Annotated in this window: 15 protein-coding genes; 6 read left to right on the top strand and 9 right to left on the bottom strand. The window is 69.1% G+C overall.

Annotation, left to right across the window (positions count from 1 at the left end; translation table 11 throughout):
- Positions 1–53: 53 nt before the first annotated feature.
- Both FB559_RS32500 and FB559_RS32505 read right to left on the bottom strand, forming a co-directional pair.
- The gene (locus FB559_RS32500; RefSeq protein WP_141960766.1) at positions 54–743 is read right to left on the bottom strand and encodes an alpha/beta hydrolase; all 690 of its coding nucleotides are present in this window, start codon (positions 741–743) and stop codon (positions 54–56) included.
- An 81-nt stretch (positions 744–824) separates the two neighbouring features.
- Entirely contained in the window at positions 825–3581 is a 2757-nt protein-coding gene (locus FB559_RS32505; RefSeq protein ID WP_221640287.1) for an ATP-binding protein, read from the bottom strand.
- Between the two features lie 575 nt (positions 3582–4156).
- Here FB559_RS32505 and FB559_RS32510 point away from each other — a divergent pair.
- Complete coding sequence (locus FB559_RS32510) at positions 4157–5086, top strand: alpha/beta hydrolase (protein WP_185792508.1); 930 nt, start codon at positions 4157–4159, stop codon at positions 5084–5086.
- An 11-nt stretch (positions 5087–5097) separates the two neighbouring features.
- Here the strand turns inward: FB559_RS32510 and FB559_RS32515 are convergent, their stop codons facing one another.
- The 5 genes from FB559_RS32515 to FB559_RS32535 form a co-directional block, all read right to left on the bottom strand.
- On the bottom strand, positions 5098–6267 hold the full coding sequence (locus FB559_RS32515) for a cytochrome P450 (protein WP_141960768.1): 1170 nt from the start codon (positions 6265–6267) through the stop codon (positions 5098–5100).
- A 79-nt stretch (positions 6268–6346) separates the two neighbouring features.
- Positions 6347–7282, bottom strand: coding sequence for a malate dehydrogenase (locus FB559_RS32520; protein ID WP_141960769.1), 936 nt, complete (start codon positions 7280–7282; stop codon positions 6347–6349).
- Positions 7279–8073 (bottom strand): class I SAM-dependent methyltransferase, encoded by a 795-nt coding sequence (locus tag FB559_RS32525; RefSeq protein ID WP_141960770.1) that lies wholly within the window; start codon positions 8071–8073, stop codon positions 7279–7281. The genes FB559_RS32520 and FB559_RS32525 overlap by 4 nt, the downstream gene beginning before the upstream one ends.
- A 32-nt stretch (positions 8074–8105) precedes the next feature.
- Positions 8106–9041 carry an alpha/beta hydrolase gene (locus FB559_RS32530; protein ID WP_141960771.1) on the bottom strand — a complete coding sequence of 312 codons (936 nt, stop codon included), beginning with the start codon at positions 9039–9041 and terminating at the stop codon, positions 8106–8108.
- Between the two features lie 71 nt (positions 9042–9112).
- Positions 9113–10345 carry a cytochrome P450 family protein gene (locus FB559_RS32535; RefSeq protein WP_141960772.1) on the bottom strand — a complete coding sequence of 411 codons (1233 nt, stop codon included), beginning with the start codon at positions 10343–10345 and terminating at the stop codon, positions 9113–9115.
- Between the two features lie 364 nt (positions 10346–10709).
- Here FB559_RS32535 and FB559_RS32540 point away from each other — a divergent pair, with 364 nt between their 5' ends.
- Both FB559_RS32540 and FB559_RS32545 read left to right on the top strand, forming a co-directional pair.
- On the top strand, positions 10710–11261 hold the full coding sequence (locus FB559_RS32540; RefSeq protein WP_141960773.1) for a hypothetical protein: 552 nt from the start codon (positions 10710–10712) through the stop codon (positions 11259–11261).
- Between the two features lie 43 nt (positions 11262–11304).
- Positions 11305–12513 (top strand): cytochrome P450, encoded by a 1209-nt coding sequence (locus FB559_RS32545; RefSeq protein ID WP_141960774.1) that lies wholly within the window; start codon positions 11305–11307, stop codon positions 12511–12513.
- Positions 12514–12538: 25 nt separating this feature from the next.
- Here FB559_RS32545 and FB559_RS32550 read toward each other — a convergent pair whose 3' ends face one another.
- Entirely contained in the window at positions 12539–13549 is a 1011-nt protein-coding gene (locus FB559_RS32550) for a bifunctional WXG100 family type VII secretion target/C40 family peptidase (RefSeq protein ID WP_141960775.1), read from the bottom strand.
- Between the two features lie 114 nt (positions 13550–13663).
- On the opposite strand from FB559_RS32550, the gene FB559_RS32555 reads away from it, so the two are divergent.
- Positions 13664–13897: a hypothetical protein gene (locus FB559_RS32555; protein ID WP_141960776.1), complete on the top strand. Its 234-nt coding sequence runs from the start codon at positions 13664–13666 to the stop codon at positions 13895–13897.
- A 145-nt stretch (positions 13898–14042) separates the two neighbouring features.
- On the opposite strand, the gene FB559_RS32560 is transcribed toward FB559_RS32555, so the two are convergent.
- Complete coding sequence (locus FB559_RS32560) at positions 14043–14477, bottom strand: Lrp/AsnC family transcriptional regulator (RefSeq protein ID WP_141960777.1); 435 nt, start codon at positions 14475–14477, stop codon at positions 14043–14045.
- Positions 14478–14572: 95 nt separating this feature from the next.
- On the opposite strand from FB559_RS32560, the gene FB559_RS32565 reads away from it, so the two are divergent.
- Complete coding sequence (locus FB559_RS32565; protein WP_141960778.1) at positions 14573–15844, top strand: serine hydrolase domain-containing protein; 1272 nt, start codon at positions 14573–14575, stop codon at positions 15842–15844.
- A gap of 14 nt (positions 15845–15858) precedes the next feature.
- Positions 15859–16899 (top strand): Glu/Leu/Phe/Val dehydrogenase dimerization domain-containing protein, encoded by a 1041-nt coding sequence (locus tag FB559_RS32570; protein WP_141960779.1) that lies wholly within the window; start codon positions 15859–15861, stop codon positions 16897–16899.
- Positions 16900–16931: the final 32 nt, after the last annotated feature.

Raw genomic sequence — 16931 nt, forward strand, 5'->3', positions numbered from 1 at the left:
CATGAGGGCGTGCCGGCGGTACCCCGCGGCCCGGGATGCCGCCGCGGAGGGACTCAGCGGGGCGCCGTGGCGGCCTGCTTGATCAGGTCGGCGACCGCCTGTGGCTGGGACAGGTAGACGGAGTGGCTGGCGGATACCTCGGCCACCGTGGCGCCGGCGCGTTCGGCCATGGCGTGCTGCGCGGGCGGGGGGATCATCCGGTCGTCGGTGGCGACCAGGTACCAGCTGGGCTTCTGGCGCCATGCGGGCTCGCTGACCGCGCCGGCGAGGGCGTCCATGCCCCAGGGGACCTGCGAGTCGGCCATGAACTCCGCCTCCTGCAGCGGCACGTCACCGGCGAAGGAGGCGGGGAACTCCGCACGGTCGAGGAAGAGGAAGCCGTCCTGGGGCGGCAGGATCGGGGGTACCGGCGCACCGGGAGGTGGGTCGGCGATGAGCGTGTTCACCGATTCGCTCTTGTCCGGGGCGAAGGCGGCGATGTAGACCAGCGCCACAACGGAGGGATGGAGCCCGGCCTCGGTGATGACCGCTCCGCCGTAGGAGTGACCGACCAGCACCGTGGGGCCGTCCTGGCGCTGCAGGACGCGGCAAGTGGCCTCGGCATCGCCTTCGAGCGACAGTGTCGGGTTCTGCACGATGCTGACGTTGAAGCCGTCCTGGCGTAGCAGCCGGTAGACCTGCTGCCAGCCGGAGCCGTCGACGAAGCCGCCGTGTACGAGGACGATATTGCGTGCCGTGTTCATCGGTCTCCAGTCCCTCGTTGAGTGGATCTGGAAACGACGTTAAGAGTTAGGGGCGGTGGCTAGCGTCTGTCGAATGACTGGTCAGCCCGGCGAGGTCGTGTCGGTGTCGGTCTCGGGCAGGTCGGCGAGCGCGTCGCGCAACGCGGCGCGGGAGGTGACGCCCAGCTTGGGGAAGATCTGGTACAGGTGGTAGCCGACGGTGCGCGAGGACAGGAACAGGCGCTCGCCGATCTGCTTGTTCGACAGGCCCGCCGCCGCCAGCTGGGCGATCTGGCGCTGCTGCGCGGTGAGACCCGCGTCGCTGGTGGAGGTGGGCCGCTCGCGCTGGATGCCGGTGGCGCGCAGTTCGCGTGCCGCCCGTGCCGCCCACGGCCGGGCGCCGAGGTGCTCGAAGGCGTCCGCGGCGTCGCTGAGATGGACGCGAGCGTCGGACGGGGACTTGGTGCGCCGGAGTCGTTCGCCGTACGCCAGGCGGATGCGCGCCAGGTCGAAGGGCCACCGGTCGGCGTCCGGCGTGCGCAGCGCCTGTTCGAACAGGTCCCGGTGATCATCGTCGGCCGCCGCCATGGCGGCGGCACCGGCGACGGTGAGTGCGAGGCGGGACGACAGCTCGGCGAGGTGCGCCTCCTGCGCGGCCGCGACGTGGGCGGCGGCCTCGGCGGGACGGCCGGATCGGGCCGCCGCCTCCACCAGCTCCATGACCAGCCACAGGGCGTTGGGAACATGCGAGGCCAGCTGCCCGGCCGGGCTGACGGCACCGGCGCACCGGTACGCCTCGTCGAAGTCGCCCTGGGACAGAGCGGCGAAGGTCTTGACGTGCCACGCGTAGGCGGACACGAGGCCGGCCCGGCGGGGTGCCGCCCAGCGGCTCATCTCTTCGGTCAGGGACCGGCTCGTGGCCTGGTCGCCGCGGCCGGTGGCGACCAGGGCCTGCAGGAACCGGCCGGTCCACCGCAGCAGCGAGTAGTTGTGGGCCTCGCACAGGGCGACGCCCTCGTCGGTCAGCACCTGAACCTCGTCCCATCGTCCGGCGAAGTAGGCGTCGTTGCCGAGCAGGAACAGCGCTTCGATGGCGGACGTCACCGCGCCGCCTTCACGGCCGTGACGCACGGCTCGCCACAGCGGCTCGCGGCAGTCGCCGACGCGGTCGAGGTAGCTGCCGGCGATGGCGGTGCGAACGATGCGCGCCGGGCTCGTCTCCGTGGGCAGCCGGCCGATCAAGGCGTCCAGCTGACCGAGCACGGGCTGGGCGCGCCGGGCGGGGTCACTGAAGGCGTTGGCCAGGATCGACAGCAAGTGCGGCGTTTGCGGCCGTAGCCGGTCGACGGCGGTGTGGAACGCCGGCCACAGCTCCGGCCGCCCGCCGAAGAACGCCACCATGAGCAGGGTGTAGAGGCCCTCGATCAGCGGCTTGTTGTGGGCGTCGCCCGGCTCCGGGAGCGCCTCGATGGCGCCGACGAGCAGGCGATGGGCGTTGTCGATGTCGCCGGTCTCGTTCAGCAGGTGGTACGCGCCGGCGACGGCTCCGGCGAGCGAGCCGCCGTGTTGTGGATCGGCTCGGCGGGCGGCGTCCATCAGGGCCGGCACCTCACGCAGATCGCCGGTGACGATGGCGCCCAGATAGGCGGCCTCCGCCAGGCGGCTGGAGCGGTCGGTGCCGGCGGGGCTGATATCGGCCGCCCTGAGCAACTGGGTGATGGCGCTCAGCGAGTCGCCGCGGAACAGGTTCGTGTGGGCGACCTCCTGCAGCAGCGCGGCCACCTCCTCGTCCGGCCCGGTGCACGCCTCCGCCAGGTGCCAGGCACGCCGAGCCGGCTCGTCCGCCCGTCGCTCGGCAAGGATCTGGTGGGCACGCCGGCGTTCGTCGTCGGTGGCGAGCTCCACGACGGCCGACCGGATCAGCGGGTGACGAAACGACAGGCGGGCGGTCGCGCCGTGAATGGAGATCACGTGTGATCGATCGGCCGTCACCAGGTCGGCTGCCTCCGATCCTGGTTCGCCGTACCGCAGGACGTTCAGGTCCCCGGTCCCGTCCAGGACGGCCAGCAGGAGCGCGTGACGGGTCCGCGTCGGCAGGCCGCGGATACGCGCGGCGAACACTTCCTGGAGGCGGTGCGTCAGTGGCAGCGTGCCGGTGCCCGTACGGTCGGCGTGCTGTGAGGTCAGCGCGATCGGCAGCTCCAGCAGTGCCAGGGGGTTGCCCTGAGCCTCCTCCAGCAGCCGGCGCCGCGAACGGAGGCCGAGAGCCGGGTACCGATTGCCGAGGAGGACTTCCGCCGAGGCGTCGGACAGCGGCCGGAGGTCATGTGCGCGGATGCCGGAGCGGTCTAAGAAACCGTCCTCGCCGGTACGCGCGGTGGCGAGGAAGCCCACCTTCGTCCCGGCGGCTCTGCGGGCGATGAATCCCAGCACCAGGGTGCTGACCTGGTCCAGCCAGGGCAGGTCGTCGACGACGATCAGGATCGGAGTGGTGCCGGCGGCTCGCGTGAGCAGTTCCAGCGCCGCGTGGGAGATCGTCATCCGATCCGGCGCCACGCCCTTGTGCAGTCCGAGGGCGCTGCGCAGCGCCATACGCTGCACATCGTCCAGTTGGTCGAGGTGGCCGCCCAGCAGCGGAAACAACACCTGGTGCAGGCCGGCGAAGCTGACGTTCGCTTCGAACTGTGCGCCGGCGGCGCGCAGCAGCCGCAACCCGGCCGAGACGGCGTAGGAGCCGGCCGCTTCGGCCAGCGCGGACTTGCCGACGCCGGCATCACCGGAGATCACCAGGGCGCCGCCGTAAGCCGCGACCTGGTCGACGAACGCGCGTACCGTTGCGACGTCCTCGTCTCGCCCCACCAGCGGCATCACATCGCCGGGCTGCGCCGAACCTGACGGTACGCCCGGCGTGGGGGCGCGGTTCGCGGGCCGGGCATCTTCAGGCCGGCTCACCGGACGCCCCGTTCGTCTGCCCGGTCAGTACACATGTCCGTCATGTTCGCCCTTGACGGGCGAACCGTCTACGTTCTCGGGCAGTTCATTCGCTCGCCACTTTCCGCGAGGCCCCCGCGGTGGCGTCGAACCGCGGGCGGACTGGTCGGTGGAGGCCTCCCTCTCACAGGTTAGGTAGCCGGGCCGTCGGCCAGGTTCAGTCAAATGACTGGTTCTCTGGCACGGCACCCGATCGCGGTGGTGCCATTCATGGCAGGGTTATACCTTCTCAATGGCAGGAGCAATTCCGGCCCATTGGGCCTCGGGGATTTCCGTGACGGCCTGCCGACCGAGAGGGCGGATAAATGCCAATCGATTCCGGAGCTTCCCGATCTCGCATGAGGGCGCTAGTAGCGCTCGCGGCCCTGATGGCCGCCTCGGTCGCCATTCCGGCGCGTGCGAGCGCTGCGGCAGGCGCCACCTGTCGGGATGTTCACATTCCGGTGTCGTTCACACCGGGAGGAGCGAAGAACCAGCGCATCTACGGCGAGCTCTGCACGCCGGCGGGATCCCGCCCGCGCGTGATCCAGGTACTTGTCCACGGGACCACCTACGACCACAACTACTGGGACCTGCCCGGGTTCGGCGGCCGGTACTCCTACGTGAAGCACACCGTCGCCCGGGGATACGCCGCACTGGCGATCGACCGTATCGGCGTCGGCCGGAGCTCGCATCCGCTCAGCGCACTGACCACCGTCGACACCGACGCGGACACCCTGCACCAGGTCGTACAGGCCGTCCGCTCGTCCGCTTTCCCGGGTGGCGCCTACCCCCACGTCGTGCTGGTCGGCCACTCCTTCGGCACCCTGCTCTCCGAGCTGGAGCTGAGCGAACACCACGACGCCGACGGGATCATCGCCACCGGCTGGTTGGCCGGCCTGACGAAACCGGTGCCGACGGCCGGTCTGGTCGCGCGAAGTTACAGTGCCCTGCTCGATCCGGCGTTCGCCGGCCGGCGATTCGACCCCGGTTACCTGACCACCCGGCCGGGCACCCGCGCCTTCTTCTACCAGGCGGGTACCTACGACCCGGCCGTGCTCGCCGAGGACGAGCGGCTCAAGCAGACCTACACGGCCGGCGAACTGGCGACATTCGTCCGGCCACTGGTGCTCGACCGCCCCATCGAGCGGATCACCGGGCCCGTGCTTCTCGTGTTGGGTGAACACGACGTCTTCTTCTGCGGACTGACCGGGGTGGACTGCTCCACGAGCGAACGGGTCATGCGCAGCCAGGCTCCCCACTGGAAAGTGGCGTCCTCGCTGCAGGTGTACGTGCAAAAGGGCGCGGGCCATGACATCGGCCTGTCCTACAACAACACGGCCGGTTTCGCCGCCGAGGACACCTGGCTGACCGCCGAGTTCCCCCTCGGCTGAGCATATGAGCCCTAGTGAAAGGTGACCGGCAGCGTGGTGAGGCCGCGGGTCACCGGACCGCTCCTCCAGTCGGGTTCGTAGCCGTCGGCGATGCGGTATCCGGGCGCCATGGCGAGAAGTTCTTCGGCGACGATGCGCATTTCCAGCAGGGCGAGGTGCTCGCCGATGCAGCGGTGGATGCCGGAGCCGAATGCCACGTGCGGGTTGCGGTCTCGAGGGCAGACGAACTCCTCCGGCCGGTCGAAGACGGCCGGGTCGTGGTTGGCGGAGCCGAACACGAGCAGGGTGCGTTCCCCGTCCTCCAGTGTCTGCCCGGCCAGCTCGGTGCCTCCGCGTACGGTGCGGGACAGGGTGGCCACCGGAGCCTCCATGCGCAGGCTTTCGTCGATCATGCTCGGGATGAGCGCCGGGTCGGCGATCAGCCGGTCCTTGAGGCCGTCGACGGTGGCCACGTGGTAGATCATCGTGCCGATACCGTGGACGGTGGTCTCATGCCCCGCCGCGACCAGCAGTAAGATCATGCCGAGCTTCTCCTCGGGGGTGAGCGGCCTTCCGTCGAACCGGCCCGTGTTGATCACACTGATGACGGTCTCGTCGTCGTCGCGGTCGAGGTGGCCGGAGATGTATGTCGCGAACTCCTGCGTCACCCGCTCGTTCTCCGCGTGATCGCCCGTGGCCGCCGTCGTCAGGAGCCGGGTCGTCCACTCCACGAACTGCTCGCCGTCTTCGGGCGGTAGCCCGAGAATCACGGCGATCGCCATCGGCGGCAGGTAGCGGGCCAGCGTGGGAACGAGATCGGCGCTGCCCTGCTCGATCAGTTCGGTGAGCCGGTCCCGCACCAGCCGGCGCAGAAGCGGTTCGTAGCGAGCCGCACCCTGCCGGGTGAACTGCCGCTGAATGATCCTGCGGTACGCGGTGTGCTCGGGCGGGTCGAAGGCGATCGGCGGCGACAGGATGCCATGGACTCTGGGGATCGAGGCGCCATCGGCACTGCTGTAGGTGTGCGGATCGCCGGTCACCTCCTTGACGGCCCCGTGAGTCAGCACCGCCCAGAACCCCCCGTACCTGGTGCTGTGCACGACCGGGCAGCCCTCCCGGACCTCCGCGAACACCTCGTGCATACGCGGCGCCAGCCATGGGTCGATGTGGTCGAACTCCCACCCGCGAGATTGTGCGGTCATGTTGTCGGGCCCTCTCTCGATACGAGCGGTGGTTCAGGACAAGGCATCCCGGCCACCTCTCCGCGCTGTCATGACCGGCTCAGAGCGCGAGTGCGTCGTCGCACTGGTACGCGTGCCGGCGGATCACATCCGCGGCATGATGCAGCGCGTACCCGTCGTGCTGCGCGAGCTGCCATTCGTGAACAGGCGACACGTGGTTCGAGCCGATGGTGATCGGTACACCGATGGCGACGCCGTCGATGTCGTATTCGCCGTGAAGCGGCACGGCGGCGCACCAGTCCGACAACGCACGCGAGGCGAGGTCGTGAATCATGCGGGCCACGCCGGCCGCCGTGGTCCAGGCGGTCGTGCGGGCGACGCCGAGCGCCGCCCAGCGCGCGTACCAGCCCCTGATCTCAGCGCTGACGGACCGCTGTTGCTCCGGAGACAGCCGCACGGGCACCCCGCCCACGCGGATGCGGTCGAACAGCGGCACGCACCCATCGCCATGCTCGCCGACCACCCAGCCGACGACGTCGGAGGCGTGGGCGCCGAGGGCCTGCCCGACGGCGATTCGCAGACGGAGGCTGTCGTTCCAGGAGTAGCCCAGGAGCTGGTGGCGGTCGATCCGCGCGGCATGGCCGAGCCAGGTGGTCAGGGGATCGACGGGGTTGGTCACGACGATGACGTGGCCGGACCAGTCCGCGGGCAGCTCGGCGAGCGCGCGGAAGTACGGGCGCAGGACCTCGATGTTGCGGGACAGGAAGTCCAGACGCGAGGCCAGGGGTTCGAAGGGAACGGAGGCGGTGATCACGACCACGTCGCTGTCCGCGAAGTCGTCGATGTCGCCGCTCCGTACCGCCGTGTCCCCGAACGGGGTCACGCCGCCCAGGTCCATCAGCTGGCAGGCGACGTACGGGCTGCGACGCCCGAGCAGCGTCACCTCGCATGGGTCGGCCGAGGTCAGCAGGGTGTAGGCGAGGGCCGACCCGACGCCGCCGTAGCCGCCGACGATGGTGACCTTGGTGGGGCTCATCGAGCGCCTCCTCGGGATGCGCCGGGCGTGCGCCGCCCGGACGCGGCGATCCAGCCGAACGAGCACATGAACGCGCCGGGGTCGGCCGATGCCTCGTGGAACGCGGTGACGAGGCCGGGGTCGATAGCCCGGCCCAGTCGCGGCCCGGCCGCGTCGACGGTCTGCGAGTAGAACCCCGCCCACGCGGATCCACCGTGGTAGAAGGGCACTTCCATCACGGTGTCGGCGACCTCGAGGCCGGCGTCGTGCATCGCGCCCGCCAGCTTGTGGCCGAGCCGGAAGTCGATGCCTTCGCGGCGGCCCCACCGGCACCACGCCGACCAGAAACGGTGGTGCGGTGGTACGGCGTTGAGCATGCTGCTGGTCGCATCGGGCTCGACGATCAGCAGCGATCCGCCGGGCTTCAGCGCGACGCCGCACTTCTTGATCACCTGCCGCCATTCAGGCAGGTGGTGAAGAAGCGCGCGAACGGTGATGAGGTCGAACGCCGACTCCGGCAGCGGGTCGTCCACCGCGTCGAGCCTGTCGATGACGACGTTGTCCGGGTGGCGCGCCTGGGACAGAAACCTGGTGTCCAGATCGGTGGCCAGCACGCGACCTGCCGGCCCCACCCGGGTCGCGATCCAGTCGGAGACGGTGCCCAGCCCCGCGCCGAGTTCGAGGGCGTGCCATCCAGAACCGATCCCCGCGGCCTCCAGGGCTCTACGGTGCAGGGGGTCGAGCAGACCAGCCAGACCCTGGAGACGGCGGCACTCACGGTCGCCGTCATTGGCAAACACATAAGAATGCATGAGCCTTACCGCCCAAACGATCGCATGGCTCGTCAGACCAGGGAGTCGAGCCAGTGCAGGATGAGTTCGTAGCTGGTGCGGGCGTTGCGGTGCAGGTTGATGTTGTGACCGGTGGCCGGGACGACCTGGAAGCTGAAATGCTCGGGGGCCTTTCCCTTCACCCGGTTGACGGCCTGGTAGGTGTCGATCTCGATGTCGTGGTCGAACATCAGCACGTCGTTCTCTCCGACCATGGCGAGCACGGGAGCGTCGATGAGGTTCCACGCGTCGGCGGCGGTGCCCATGTCGGATATCTCGCCCAGGGTCATGACGCCCTTGATCTTCTCGTCCAGGTCCAGGACCCGCGGATCGGTGTTCTCGGCCACGTAGAACGTGGGGACCCGGGCCTCCGGCCTGAGGGTGAGGTACCCGTCGTCGACAAGGCCGTACAGGTGTGCCACCACCGGATCGTCGGTGACGTTGTGGAATATGAGCGCGGACCGGGGGTCATCGTCCCGCGCCCCGGAATCGATGCCCACGTGCCCGGTGAAGACCACGGCGTCGACATCCTTGTGGCTGCCGGCCTCCGCGCCGGCCACGGTCGAGCCGAACGAATGACCCACCAGGACGACGCGGTCGAAGGCCCTCCCCGCGAGGCTGCCGTCGCGTGCGGCGGTGACGATCTGGTGCAGGGCGCCGGCCTGTGCGTGGACGCTGTTGAGCCGGCCCGGTGGCCGGGAGCTGGCACCTGATCCGACGCGGTCGATGGCCAGCGTGGCGTGCCCGGCACGGCGGCAGTGTTCGACGTAGGAGTAGGTCTCGCGGTCCAGCGGCCAGTCCCAGTACCGGTGGTCGTAGCCGCCGCCGTGCAGAAGGATCTGGAGCTCGTTGCGGGCAGGGGACTCCGGGACGGTGAGCCAGCCGGCCACCGACCATTCGGTGCCGAGTGGGGAGGTGCAGCCGATGCGCACCTCGGTCCGATCGATCATTGCAGTGCTCCTTTCGGGGGAGGGACGGAGCGTGCGGCGCGCCGGCGGGTGACGGATCGACCGCCCGGAGGTCACACCGGATGGGGGACGACGTTCAGATCGGCGAGGCCGTTGGCGACGAACGACGGCAGGCGGGCGGGCTGGTCCCCGGGACGGGCGAGGGCGAGGTCGGGCAGGCGGGTGAACAGCGTGGCCAGGGCGATCTCGGTCTCAAGCCGCCCGAGGTGCGCCCCGAGGCAGAAGTGGGGTCCGTCACCGAACGCGAGGTGCTCCTTGCTGGCGCGTGTCGGGTCGAAGCTTTCCGGGCAGTGCGGATGAACCTCCGGGTCGCGTCCGGCGGCGGCGAAGCCGATGATGATCGGATCGCCCTTGCGGATGACGACGCCTTCGCCGAGATCGATGTCCTCGATGGCGAAGCGCATCGGCATGTGCATGGCGGGGCCCTCGTACCGCAGGGATTCCTCGACGATGTCCTGCCAGCCGATCGTTCCCTCGCGGACCCGGGCGAGACTGCCGGGGTCGGCGAGCAGAATTCCGACGGCGCTGGTGATGAGGTTGACGGCGGTCTCGTAGCCCGCGCCGATCACCAGGAACAGGGTGTCGAGCAGCACGGGTTCCGGCATGGGCTCCTCGCCGGCCTCCGCGGACCGGAGCAGGTCGCTGGCCAGATCGGCGGCCGGATGCTCCCTCTTGTACCGCAGCAACTCGGTGAACCGGCTGTGGACTTCGGCTTGAATGGCCACCGCCTGCTCCGGGTCGACGGACGGATCCAGGACGGCGTGGATCGCCGCACCGAGTTTTCCGCGCATGTGGTCGGGGACACCGAACAGGTCGCAGATGACGGTCATGGCCAGCGGCAGCGCCAGGCCCTGCCGTACGTCGACCGTCGTCCCAGGCGGCAGGGCGGCGAGCGCCTCGACCAGGTGGTCAGCGGTCGCCTGGATCTGCGGACGCATCTGCGCGACCCGCCGCGGCGAGAACGATGGGGCGATGCGGTGCCGGAACCTGCGGTGTTCCTCACCGTAGGCGTTGAAGAAGCTCTGCATGAAGACGATGGGGGCCAGGGGCCAGCCTTCGGGTACGTCGGCCAGACCGGGCCAGTGCCGGCGGGCGTCGCGCGAGACGCGCGGGTCGCGGGTCAGCGCCTGGATGACGTTGTACCGGGTGACCGACCACGCGTGAACGGGCCCCGGAAGCTCGACGAGCACGGCCGGTCCCTGGGCACGCAACGCGGCGGCCTCCGCGTGCGTCGCACGGGCGGTGGGATCGAGAACGGGACATGTGGGCTGGGACGAGGACGGCATGCGGTGCTCCCCTCACTGGGGCGGCGGGGTGTCAGGGCTTCGGGCGCGGAGCGGCGTCGCGTCGACGTGCCGAAGGAGGCCGGGTCACCGGCGCTCGGTCAGGAGAACGCGGCCCTGCGTCGTCAGCTCTCATGTCCTCAATACGCATCGGCGGACCCGAATGGTTCTCGGCGTCGCTCCTTGCCGTCCTTTCCAACGAGGTTCCTGGATTGATCCCGGCGGGGGACGCCGGCCGTAAGTACCCATGGAGGGGTTCGTCAGGAGCAGGGACTCCGGCGGAACAGCCCCTACCAAAGGGAAGAGGGACCGCTGTGGCCGGCGGCACGAAGCCGGCTACAGCGGTGGAAGGACAGAGGAGCAAGCGATGACAGTGGCGGACCATCTGATCGCCGCGCTCGCCGAGGTGGATTCCGGCACGCCGAGGGTCGAGGTCTTCGACGACGGGGCGGTGCCGGCTCCGTACCAGGACGCGGCCCTCGCGGCCGGGGCCGTGGTACGGAATGCGGTCCGGACTTCTCTACGGCTGGCGCGCACGTTCGACGGGGCGGACCGCGACCGGGGACCGTTCTTCCGTCCGGATCATCCCCGGCTGGACGGCCCGGTGGGGGAGCGGGTGCTGGCCTATCTGCGTTCGGGAGAGGTCGTCTTCGACGCGCCGGGCGCAATGGACGACCTGCTCGACGCCGACCGGGTGGCCGCGGTGCCGGTCGGCTTCCGTTCGGACGGCCGGTGGGTCTGGCCGGAGGCGGTGGCGTACTACCTGAAACGCCATCGCCTCGCGCCCGAACCGGAACTGGTGGCGCACATCCTCGACGCCACGGCTCCGCCGGGCGCGCTGAGCCGGTTGACCCGGCATCAGGCCCTCGCGACGTTGTTCGCCCCCGGCGACGCCGAACCGGTGTGGCAGGCAGGCTGATCCCGCTCGACCTGCGGGGTCACGGATGAGATGGAGTTCGTAGATGATCGAACGGGAGCCAGGAGTGCACGGGACCCGGCTTGACTTCCAGGAGCAGGGCTTCATCGACGATCCTTACCCGGCACTGCGCGCGCTGCGGGAATTAGGCCCGGTCAGCTATCACGAGGATCTCCAGCAGTACGTCATCGCACGCTACGAAGAATGCCTGACGGTGTTCTCGGATTCTCATGCGTTCTTCTCACCGCCGGAATTCTTCCGGTCGATGTTCGGCGGCGAGACGATCATGAGCATGGACGTGGACCGACACGATCAGACGCGCGGCATCTGGGCTGAGACCTTCACACGTCGCGGCATCGCACCCCAGCGGGACATGATCACTGAGGTGGTCGACACCTGCCTGGCCTCGGTGACCGAGCGGCTGCGTTCGGGCGAGCGGGTCGACGTGGTGGCGGAGATGACCAGGCCGGTCCCCACCCTGGTGATCGCCCGCATGCTCGGCATTCCGGCGGCCGACCATCCCCAGTTCAGCGACTGGAGCGATGGCATGGTCAAGGCCGCCGAAGGGGCGACGGACTCCAGTCCGCAAGGCGCGGAGAACCTCCGCCTGGGCATGGAGGCCACCGCCGCCCTCAACGAGTACCTGACCACCATGATGTTCGCGGGACGCCGGTCGGGCTGTCCCGCCGACCTCATCGGCCAGATGGTCGACTCGCCCCTGTCCAACGAGATGACCGCCCAGGAGATGACGGCCTCGGCGGCGCAGCTGGTGTTCGCCGGTAACGAGACCACCGCCAAACTCATGGCGACGACGTTGTACGCGCTGGCGCGATTCCCGGACCAGCGGCGCGTTCTGCTGGAGAACCGCGATCTCATTCCGCGTGCGCTGGAGGAGATCCACCGGTGGATGTCGGTGATCCACGTGGGCTGGCGGGTGGCACGCGATGGGAAGGGGCTGATCTCGGGGGTACGGATCCCGGACGGCGAGACGATTCTCGTACTGCAGGGCGCGGCGAACAGGGATCCGGCGCGATGGGAGGATCCCGACGTCCTGGATGTCCGCCGTGCGCCGCGCTCACATCTCGGCTTCGGATTCGGCATGCACCACTGCCTGGGCATCAGCCTCGCCCGGCTGGAGATGGCGATCTGGCTCAACCGGATACTGGACGAGATCCCCGACTGGGACGTGCTCGACGTCGACTGGGGCCGTGGCTGGGTCGCGAGAGGCCCGGTCCGGCTGACGATAGGAATCTAGGAGCTTGTCCTTGCCGAGAAACCGGTCAAGGCATCCCCGGACGCGTGAAACCGAGGTACCCACCCGGGAAGTTCTTGTAGCTCTGGATCTGAACGTACGAGCCGGTGTGCGGGGCGACGATCATCGTGCCCTTCACGGGATCCTGGACGATACCCACGTGCTGCACGGTGCTTGTCCCTTCGGTGAAGAAGACGAGGTCGCCCGGCTGCTCCTGACCGTCGGGGATCCGTGGGCCCTGCGCCCACTGCAGTGCCGCGGAGTGCGGCAGGTGCACGCCGATCGCCTCGTAGGCCTTCAGCGTCAGTCCTGAACAATCGAAAGTGTTCGGCCCGGCGGCGCCGAAGACATAGGGGTCACCCCTCTGGGCGAAGGCATAGGCGAGGACCGCCCTGGCCCGTGGATTAGGAGCGTTGTTCAGCGCATCCGGCGGCATCGGCAGGCCACCGCCCGATCCGCCGCCACCCGGCGAGCCGCCACCCGGCGAAAAGTCCGCCAGCTCGGTGTCCCCGCCCCCGTTGGCGGAGCGGGGGCCACCGCCCGGCATCACACTGCGGAGGGCGGCTGCCACCTGGCCGTCGGCCGCAGTGGCGGTCCGCACGGCCTTGTCGATGCTGTTCTGGATGTTCGTCTTCGTCTGCGACAGCTGCGCCCGCTGGTCGCCCGGCGCCCGGCCTATCACATTGTCCGGGTCCGTTATCTGGCCTTCCCCGGTCACGGAGAAGCCGACGTTGACGGCCTGGTCGCTCGCCGTGATCAGGTCATTGTGCGCCTGGCTGAACGTCGTGAACGCCGAGTTCAGCACGGTTTTCACCTGGCTCAGCGACTTTGATGACGCGGATGCCTGCAGGTGCGCGTCGGCGACGAGGGTGCGAGCCTGTTCCGACGCGGCGCCGTCCCACTTCGTCGACACCTTGTCATGGGCGGCGACCAGCCGATTCGCATGGTCGTTCACGGCCGCTGACCATTTGTCCCATGCGTCGGCGCTGTCCTTGAGCTTGCCCGGCTGGGCGTTCAGCAACTGACTGAAGGTGACCATGAGGCGTAACTCTCGCTAGACGGGGTGTACGGCCGAGACGGCACGTTGCGACGCGTCTTCGGCGCCCGCATAGTTGGCACCCGACACGTGATAGTGCTGTCCGATCCTATGGGCGTGCTCGACATGCTGCGTACGGACGTGGCCCGCCCATGCATCGGTCAATTCGTAGATGGCGTCTCTGGTCTCGAAACCCTGACAGTGATCACCTGCCGCGCCGCAGGCGAGCAGATGTTGATTTACCTGACTCGCCAAGTGGATGGCCGCTTCTCGCACTTCACGGCCGGCGAGTACCAGGTCCTCAGAGTGGGCTACAAGCTGCTCATCGTTCATTTCCAGTCGACCACCTAACCGGATGAAAAGCGCGGGTTTTGGATCTTACCAGGAAGATCGATCCAGGAAGGCATTACCTGTCCGTTTGAACTTCAGTGTCCCAATTCGGCCCTGACCTGCTGCCTCTGTTCTCCGGATAGGCCCCTTATCGCGGCCGGATGCCTCACAGGGCAATGCGGCCCATCAGAGTGTTCAGCATGACGCTCGACCGGGTCTGCGTGATCAGTGGATGGCGACGCAGGTCGAGCAGGAGCGATTCCAGATGGTCCGTGTCGTCGGTCTGTACCAGCATGACGACATCGCAGTCGCCCGAGGCCGTGAACGCGACCAGCACCTCCAGCCGTTCCTCGACGAGCCGGACGATGTCCTCCCGTTGCGCGTGCCCGGCGCAGAACAGCTCGATCAGGGCATGCAGCTTGTGCGCGCCGGGTTCGTCGATGAGCGCGGTGTAGCCACGGATGACGCCATCGCGTTCCAGGCGATCGACACGTCGCTTGACCGCCGGCACCGACAACGAGACCGCACGTGCGATGTCGGTCAGGCTGGTCCGCGCGTTCCGAACGAGATGGTTAATGATCTGACGATCGACCGCATCCACGTTAAAAAAGTATCACCGAACGCAAGGAGTGCAGCTGTTCTATGCGTGCCGGCCCTTATAGCGTTTTTCATATCCGCTCAGATATGGAGACCACCATGAGATTGCCCTTGTGTTCGCGCCGTGTGACGGCCCTCGCTCTGGCCGGTCTGCTGGCCGCGACCGGTTGTGTCAGCGCGGAAGCCGGCACGGTGAACGCCTCGACGAGCACCGCGGCCGACACGCTGAAGGCCCGGCTGACGACCCTGGCGGAGGACGATGTGCGGGCCGGTGCGCCTGGGGTGATCGTCCGTATTCAGGACGGGAACAACCGGCCGGTGACCGTCGCCCGACAGGCCGTCTGGACGCGGGCGGCCCACAGCCTGTCCGCGGACGACGAGTTCCGGATGGGATCCAACACGAAGACCATGGTGGCCACCGTGGCGCTGCAGCTGGTGGCCGAGCGGCGGCTCGGCCTCGACGACCCGGTGCACAAGTGGCTGCCGGGCCTCGTCGCCAACGACCGGGCCATCACGGTACGGATGCTCCTCGGCCACACCAGCGGCCTGCCCGACTACTCCATCGAGCTGCACAAGGGGAGGTTCGACCCGGACGTACTGCGCTCACTCACCGGCCAGGACCACCATGTGTGGACACCCCGGCAGCTGCTCGCGGTCGCGGCCAAATACCCGGTCAACTTCGCTCCGGGCACCCAGTACTCCTACAGCAACACCAACTACGTCGCGCTCGGCCTGATCCTGGAGCGCGTCACCGGCGACAGCGTCGCCGACCTGCTGCGTGACCGGATCACGCGCCCTCTCCGCCTGCACCACACTTACCTCGCGACAAGCGGCAGGTCCCGTGACGGCGACCTGCTCGCACACGGGTACGAACCCGACGCCGCGCACCTCGCGCCGCTGCTGGAAGAGTTCGGTGCGCCGGCCGGCACCGCCTTCGCCGGCCCGGTCGGCCATGAGCACGTCGACGTGACCGGGATCAGCCCAAGCTGGGCATGGACGGCCGGCGCGATGGTGTCCACTCCGCACGACTGGGCGATCTTCCTCAAGGCCCTGCTCTCCGGAAGACTGGTGCCGGCCCGCGAGCTCGCGGAGATGCGAACCACGGTGGAAGACCCGGACAGCCAGGGCACCATGCGGTACGGCTTGGGCCTCATGCAGTACACCAGCCCATGTGGGCCTGTGTGGGGACACACCGGTGGCATACCGGGGTTCGGAAGCCAGAACTACACCGACGCGGCAGGGCGCCGGACGGTCACCGTGGTCACCATCTCCCAGTTCGGTACGAAGTTCTCCGAGGTCCAGGCGGCTGACCAGAAGGTCGTCGACGGTGCCGTCTGCGCCATGCTCGGCCAACCTGCCCCCCAGAACTGAGGGGCCTGAAGACGATGCGGCACGAACAGGCCACGATTCGCACCGGACGCCGCAGTGGCCTGCCGATCATCATCGCGGTGCACTCGACCGCGCTCGGTGACGCGGTCGGTGGCTGCAGGATGCACTCTTACCCTCATCTGTTCGATGGTCTGGCCGACGCGCTGGCCCTGTCCGAGGCCATGACGCTCAAGTGCGCGGCGGCCGGCCTCGACTTCGGCGGAGGCAAGAGCGTCATCGTCCTGCCCCCGGGCGGCACCATCACGGGTGAGGAGCGGCGGCGGATCTTTCTGGACTTCGGCGACGCCGTCGAGGCTTTCGGAGGCCGCTACCGCGCCGCCGAGGATGCCGGAACCACCGCCGCCGACATGGCGGTCGCCCGGGAGCGGACAGCCCACGTGCACTGCCTGCCCGAGCGCCTCGGCGGCAGTGGCGAACCCTCGGAACTGACCGCCCTCGGGGCGTTGGCCGCGATCGAGGCGGTCTGGCAGCACATCGCCGGAACACCGTCCCTGGCCGGCCGCCGCGTCACCGTCATCGGCCTCGGCCAGGTGGGCTCACGGCTGGCCCGGTGCCTGGCTGAGGCGGGCGCCGAGCTGACGGTCACCGACATCGACCTGGATCGCAAGGACCTGGCCACCGAGGTGGGCGCGCGGTGGGTCGATCCGGCCACCGCGGCCACCACCGAGACCGACCTCCTGGTGCCGGCGGCGCTCGGCGGCCTACTGAGCCACGATCTCGTCACCCGGCTACGGTGCGCGGCCGTCGTCGGCCCCGCCAACAACCAGCTGACCGATGACGCCGTCGCGGACGAACTCGCCGCCCGGGGCATCATCTGGGCACCGGACTTCATCGTGAACGCCGGCGGCGTCATCCACGGCGTGCTCATGGACATCGCCGGTGGCACGAGGACGGAGGCGCGGACGGCCGCGCGGGCGATCGGCCCGCGGCTGGCCGGGATCCTCCGCCAGGCCGACCTCTCCGTCACCACACCGCACGCGGTCGCCCTCGAAGCCGCCCGGGGGCGAGTCGCCGCAGCGGCGCGCCGTACAGACTGAGCCGGACCGAGGTAACCGGCCGTCTCGGCAGC

This window comes from Actinoallomurus bryophytorum, assembly GCF_006716425.1.
GTDB classification, from domain to species: Bacteria; Actinomycetota; Actinomycetes; order Streptosporangiales; family Streptosporangiaceae; genus Actinoallomurus; species Actinoallomurus bryophytorum.

Bases quoted from the DNA above. Each gene is read 5' to 3' on its own strand.
- FB559_RS32550 (WP_141960775.1), bottom strand. From the start codon at position 13,549: ATGGTCACCTTCAGTCAGTTGCTGAACGCCCAGCCGGGCAAGCTCAAG.
- FB559_RS32540 (WP_141960773.1), top strand. From the start codon at position 10,710: ATGACAGTGGCGGACCATCTGATCGCCGCGCTCGCCGAGGTGGATTCC.
- FB559_RS32570 (WP_141960779.1), top strand. From the start codon at position 15,859: ATGCGGCACGAACAGGCCACGATTCGCACCGGACGCCGCAGTGGCCTG.
- FB559_RS32500 (WP_141960766.1), bottom strand. From the start codon at position 743: ATGAACACGGCACGCAATATCGTCCTCGTACACGGCGGCTTCGTCGAC.
- FB559_RS32515 (WP_141960768.1), bottom strand. From the start codon at position 6,267: ATGACCGCACAATCTCGCGGGTGGGAGTTCGACCACATCGACCCATGG.
- FB559_RS32565 (WP_141960778.1), top strand. From the start codon at position 14,573: ATGAGATTGCCCTTGTGTTCGCGCCGTGTGACGGCCCTCGCTCTGGCC.
- FB559_RS32525 (WP_141960770.1), bottom strand. From the start codon at position 8,073: ATGCATTCTTATGTGTTTGCCAATGACGGCGACCGTGAGTGCCGCCGT.
- FB559_RS32535 (WP_141960772.1), bottom strand. From the start codon at position 10,345: ATGCCGTCCTCGTCCCAGCCCACATGTCCCGTTCTCGATCCCACCGCC.
- FB559_RS32530 (WP_141960771.1), bottom strand. From the start codon at position 9,041: ATGATCGATCGGACCGAGGTGCGCATCGGCTGCACCTCCCCACTCGGC.
- FB559_RS32520 (WP_141960769.1), bottom strand. From the start codon at position 7,282: ATGAGCCCCACCAAGGTCACCATCGTCGGCGGCTACGGCGGCGTCGGG.
- FB559_RS32545 (WP_141960774.1), top strand. From the start codon at position 11,305: ATGATCGAACGGGAGCCAGGAGTGCACGGGACCCGGCTTGACTTCCAG.